This is a genomic window from Edaphosphingomonas haloaromaticamans, assembly GCF_001853345.1.
Classification (GTDB): Bacteria; Pseudomonadota; Alphaproteobacteria; order Sphingomonadales; family Sphingomonadaceae; genus Sphingomonas_E; species Sphingomonas_E fennica.
Genome location: NZ_MIPT01000001.1, coordinates 4286683 through 4291682 on the forward strand (window position 1 = coordinate 4286683; position 5000 = coordinate 4291682).

Below are 5000 nucleotides of genomic sequence, written 5' to 3' on the forward strand. Positions count from 1 at the left end.
AATCCACGGCAGTTTTTGGCGAAACCCCTGAATCAACGACAGGCTCAGCCGTCAAGCTAACCTGCTGATACCACTCAACTTAATTTCCGATCGGGCTCTTTACCAAATCGCCCAAAGCCTGTTCTTCACATTAATTATGGATCTCCATATGGCAAAGAAGGGCCTCATATTATCCTGTATGATCCCAATTAATAGGGAAATGTATTTGTGTACAATAAAAATGATTTTATAAATGATGTCCTTGAATTAATTAGAATGGAGAATTTAAGTGAAATAGACGAATCTGAATGTATCGCATTTTCGATTGAAATTATCAAAAAACTAAAAAAACAAAATGATCTTTTATCGAAAATTCCAGAAGAAATTTGGCACTTTATATCAGACGTAGATATAAGATCAAAAGATAGTTCTTATAAAATAGAACAGACAAAAATTATATTGAAAACAGTATATGATTGGAACAAGTAGATTGATCTCCTGGACAATTACTAAAACGATATCGCTGTAGACCAATGGATCTGGCGATACATCTATGAAGACCAGATCGACCTCTATGCATATGTCGCAAACGATCCCGTCAATGGCCGAGATCCGAGCGGCACGTGCACCGGTTCCCTAATTGCAGACGACGATGGCGGTTGCAAAACGGGGGGTTTATTGCCGGAGCAGGTAGCTGCGCCGGGCAGTGCCAATCCGGTCGTGACATAGCCAACAGCATGGTGAACGGCGCGATCAATCAAACGAGAGGAGCTGCATCTGGAAATTCTGGTGCCTGCCAGGCCAAACCAGAATGCGGCGGAAAAACAGATCCTAAACTTGCAAAGATATTGCTGCCGTTGCTCAAAAGTTCCGCATTTAGAAGCGCCGTTGTACAAGCATGGACACGCTCCAAGCCAGACGGACCCACTAGCGGAAAGAACGAACATGCGTTTTGGGCGGATAGCAATGGCGATCGCTCGCGGGTCGGAGGCGTCTTCCCGGGAGTGGCAGGGACTATTCCATTGACTCAAGCACTATCCCGCTGGGATGAAGAAAATATTTTCTTCCATACTCATCCCTTCCTCCAATCCGATGGTTATTTGTACGGAATAAGTGACAAAGATGTTAATTTTTACGGGACTTTCAACCTGATCGGCGTAGTTTTGGAAGCGGACGGATTATATTATTACGATAGCAGAGATCAATAATATGAGATTTTTGCTACTTATTCCGTTCTTAGCAATAAGCGCTTGTTCATCTCGCAATGATTGCGGGAAAGAAAAGGCTATCGATGTAGCTTTTAGTTCAGCAGTTAAAAAATTTTCTAGAACAAATGTAGAAAGGCGAGGCGCTACGATTATCGATCTAGGAGATACGTGGAAAATCAGTTTCGTGGCAGGGAGTGATATTGGTGGTTATCCCATTGCTTGGGTAAGCAAAGATGCCTGTGTCTTGAAGCAAATTTTATCTACACAGTGAAGATGGGAGTGGTGACTAGGCAGCGCGGGCATCGACGGTGTTGGCACGGAAGCTCTCCATATGCGCCATCACCCGATCGGCGGTGGCGCCCTGGGCTGAATGGATGGTCTGGTCCCATCCGGGGCGGACATGGCGATCGGTGAGATGGCGGAGGTCGTGCCGCCCTACATCGCGACCATGAGGGTGGACCGTTCGGCGTCAATGCCGGTCACGGTGGCCAGGGTGCCGTTCAAGCGCCCGGTGCGGTAGTTGTTACGGGTGAACTGCAAGCGGTCGCCCGCACGAAACTCCTGTTCGACCTCGATGAACGCCTCAGCCTGGTCGCCGCCCCAGCGGGCGGGATGCCATGCAACCACCTTGCCCTCTCGGGCGGGTGAGCGCGCTGGCGCACGACCTGGGCGGGACGTCGGGCGACATCACGATAAGCTTCGGCTATAATCAGGCCTCGCAGATCGTCACGCGGGCGCGCAGCAACGATGCTTATGTGTTCGGCCAGGAAGCCAATGTGGCGCGGACTTACGCTGTGAACGGGCTCAACCAGTATCTGAGCGCGGGCACGGCGACCTTCTGCTACGATGGCAACGGCAACCTGACGCTCGATGGCGCGCGGGTCTACCGATATGATGTCGAGAACCGGCTGGTCGAGGCGCGGGCGGCAGTCGCGCCGGTGACGGCCTGTCCGGTCGCCAACTTTACAGGCGCGCTGCAAGCGTCGCTCAAATATGATCCGCCACGGCCTGACGGGACAAGGGCACGAGATGTTCGCGCGCCATCTTCATCCGGACAGCCGGAACCCGCCAAAGCGGATTGGGCGTGTCGAGTCCCTCAAACTCGTCCCAGGAGGCAAGCCGGGTTTCGTTGGTCCGCGCCTAGGTGCGAGCAAAGTGAACAGGAGAGCGGAGCGCGTCACCGCGCGCCTGCGGGGATTTTCATCACCATCATATTCGTGGATCGCCCGGACCAGTGCCGGCAGACCCGCCATGCTGACCCGGGCCATGTGACGAACCCGCGGCTTGGGCTTGAGCAGGTCGGCGAGATGGACCGCGGGATCATGATCGGCCCAGCCCTGCGGAATGGCGAACCGATAGATCTGGCTGACATGTTGCTTGAGCCTGCGGCTGACATCGAGCGCGCCGCGCGCCTCGACGCTGCGGATCATCGCCAGCACATCGGCGCTGCTCACAACCCGGATATCGGCCTTGCCCAGCACCGGGAACACATCGCGCTCAAGCCGGGCGAGGATGCGGGCGGCATGGCCCGGATCGAGCGAGGCTTCGCGATTTTCATGCCAGGCCCGGGCCGCGACCTCGAATGTCATCGTAGGCTCGCGCGACGCCCTGGCGCCCGGATCCTTTCCCTCAGCGAGCATGAGTCTGGCTTTGGCCCGCTTCAGGCGGGCCTCGGCGAGGCTGACCTGCGGATAGGCGCCGAACGAGAGGAGCTTCTCGCGCCCCTCGAACCGGTACTTCATCCGCCAGAGCTTCGAGCCGTTGGGGCGGACGAGCAGATGGAGGCCTTCGCCGTCTGTGAGCTTGTAATCCTTGGCGCGCTTCGTGGCGTAGCGGACTTCGAGTTCCTTGAGGGCCATGGGGTATTCTCCAGCGGGGGCGCTGGGATTACCCCTCAAAATACCCCCGGATGCAAATCGACGTCCTGGGCTTTGGCGACATGGGCTGGGTACGGCTGAGCCGGTGCGACTCGGCCAGAAGCCATGGGGAAATATATAAAAAAATGCGCCGCGGGTGTGCCTGCGACGCTTTGGTGTGTGGTGGGATATGGAAGGATTGGTTGCGGGGACAGGATTTGAACCTGTGACCTTCAGGTTATGAGCCTGACGAGCTACCGGGCTGCTCCACCCCGCGACACTGATGGGCCTCAAGCGCCGGCAGCGGCGTTCCGCTGCCTTGGCTTTCCTCGCATAAGCTCGGGCGGCCGTTCGGCCTTGCGGAGCCTTTGGCTCCGGGGGCCTTTGGACATGTGAATGGGTTTTGATCTTGCTGGCGCTGGCTTCAAAGCCTGGCGACGCCCTACTCTTCCGTTGCTTAGGCAACAGTACCATCGGCGCAGTCTGGTTTCACGGCCGAGTTCGGGATGGGATCGGGTGGGTCACAGACGCTATGGCCACCAAGCTATGGAGCCAGCGCTAGCGGGATCGTTTTAGAAATCGACGTGCTTACCTTGTGCTGAGAGATTGTCCTTAATCGACGACGTCCTGATGGTCAGGGTTGTCGTTGATGGTGGGACTCATCAAGCGCGAATAGAGCAATTAGTATCGGTTAGCTCCATGGATTACTCCACTTCCACATCCGATCTATCAACGTCGTGGTCTTCGACGGCTCTATGATATCTTATCTTGAGGGAGGCTTCCCGCTTAGATGCTTTCAGCGGTTATCCCGTCCATGCATAGCTACCCTGCTGCACCGTTGGCACGATGACAGGTCCACCAGAGGCATGTTCAACCCGGTCCTCTCGTACTAGGGTCAACTCCTCTCAAATATCGACGCCCACGGCAGATAGGGACCAAACTGTCTCGCGACGTTCTGAACCCAGCTCACGTACCACTTTAATTGGCGAACAGCCAAACCCTTGGGACCTGCTCCAGCCCCAGGATGTGATGAGCCGACATCGAGGTGCCAAACAACCCCGTCGATATGAGCTCTTGGGGGTTATCAGCCTGTTATCCCCGGCGTACCTTTTATCCGTTGAGCGATGGCCCTTCCACGAGGGACCACCGGATCACTATGACCGACTTTCGTCTCTGCTCGACTTGTCAGTCTCGCAGTCAGGCTGGCTTATGCCATTGCACTCTAACAGCCGGTTTCCAACCGGCCTGAGCCAACCTTCGCGCGCCTCCGTTACTCTTTAGGAGGCGACCGCCCCAGTCAAACTACCCGCCACAGAGGGTCCCTGAACCGGTTTCACGGTCCGAGGTTAGACATCAGAAAACAACAGGGTGGTATTTCACCTATGGCTCCACTCAGGCTGGCGCCCAAGCTTCAAAGCCTCCCACCTATGCTACACAGTTCTTTCCTAATGCCACTCTGAAGCTGCAGTAAAGGTGCACGGGGTCTTTCCGTCTAACCGCGGGTACTCCGCATCTTCACGGAGAATTCAATTTCGCTGAGCATGTACTGGAGACAGTGGGGAAGTCGTTACGCCATTCGTGCAGGTCGGAACTTACCCGACAAGGAATTTCGCTACCTTAGGACCGTTATAGTTACGGCCGCCGTTTACCTGGGCTTCATTTCGGAGCTTGCACCCCTCCACTTAACCTTCAGGCACCGGGCAGGCGTCAGACCCTATACGTCGTCTTGAAGCCGACTTAGCAGAGCCCTGTGTTTTTGCTAAACAGTCGCTACCCCCTGGCCTGTGCCCCCCACAAGTGCTTGCGCATATGTGGGGCCTCCTTCTTCCGAAGGTACGGAGGCAATTTGCCGAGTTCCTTCAGTACACTTCTCTCAAGCGCCTTGGTATACTCTACCAGACCACCTGTGTCGGTTTCGGGTACGGTCTATACGGTGGGGCTATTTCCTGGAACCTCG

Annotated in this window: 5 protein-coding genes, 1 tRNA gene and 2 rRNA genes (1 of these 8 running past the window's edge); 3 read left to right on the forward strand and 5 right to left on the reverse strand. The window is 55.3% G+C overall.

Going from position 1 to position 5000, the window contains the following annotated elements:
* Positions 1–207: 207 nt before the first annotated feature.
* From BHE75_RS24225 to BHE75_RS24235, 3 genes are all read left to right on the forward strand, one after another.
* Positions 208–468, forward strand: a complete 261-nt coding sequence (locus BHE75_RS24225) for a hypothetical protein (protein WP_139181785.1) — start codon at positions 208–210, stop codon at positions 466–468.
* A 248-nt stretch (positions 469–716) separates the two neighbouring features.
* The gene (locus BHE75_RS24230; protein ID WP_139181786.1) at positions 717–1187 is read left to right on the forward strand and encodes a hypothetical protein; all 471 of its coding nucleotides are present in this window, start codon (positions 717–719) and stop codon (positions 1185–1187) included.
* Position 1188: 1 nt separating this feature from the next.
* Complete coding sequence (locus BHE75_RS24235; RefSeq protein WP_139181787.1) at positions 1189–1458, forward strand: hypothetical protein; 270 nt, start codon at positions 1189–1191, stop codon at positions 1456–1458.
* Between the two features lie 164 nt (positions 1459–1622).
* Here BHE75_RS24235 and BHE75_RS24240 read toward each other — a convergent pair whose 3' ends face one another.
* The 5 genes from BHE75_RS24240 to BHE75_RS19965 all read right to left on the reverse strand — a co-directional run.
* The gene (locus BHE75_RS24240) at positions 1623–1814 is read right to left on the reverse strand and encodes a hypothetical protein (RefSeq protein ID WP_139181788.1); all 192 of its coding nucleotides are present in this window, start codon (positions 1812–1814) and stop codon (positions 1623–1625) included.
* A gap of 419 nt (positions 1815–2233) precedes the next feature.
* Positions 2234–3046: a tyrosine-type recombinase/integrase gene (locus BHE75_RS19950; RefSeq protein WP_254684513.1), complete on the reverse strand. Its 813-nt coding sequence runs from the start codon at positions 3044–3046 to the stop codon at positions 2234–2236.
* Positions 3047–3243: 197 nt separating this feature from the next.
* Positions 3244–3320: transfer RNA gene (locus tag BHE75_RS19955), tRNA-Met, on the reverse strand.
* A gap of 152 nt (positions 3321–3472) precedes the next feature.
* Positions 3473–3587, reverse strand: a 5S ribosomal RNA gene (rrf, locus tag BHE75_RS19960).
* 117 nt (positions 3588–3704) lie between these two features.
* A 23S ribosomal RNA gene (locus BHE75_RS19965) occupies positions 3705–5000 on the reverse strand; it runs 1496 nt beyond the window's last position.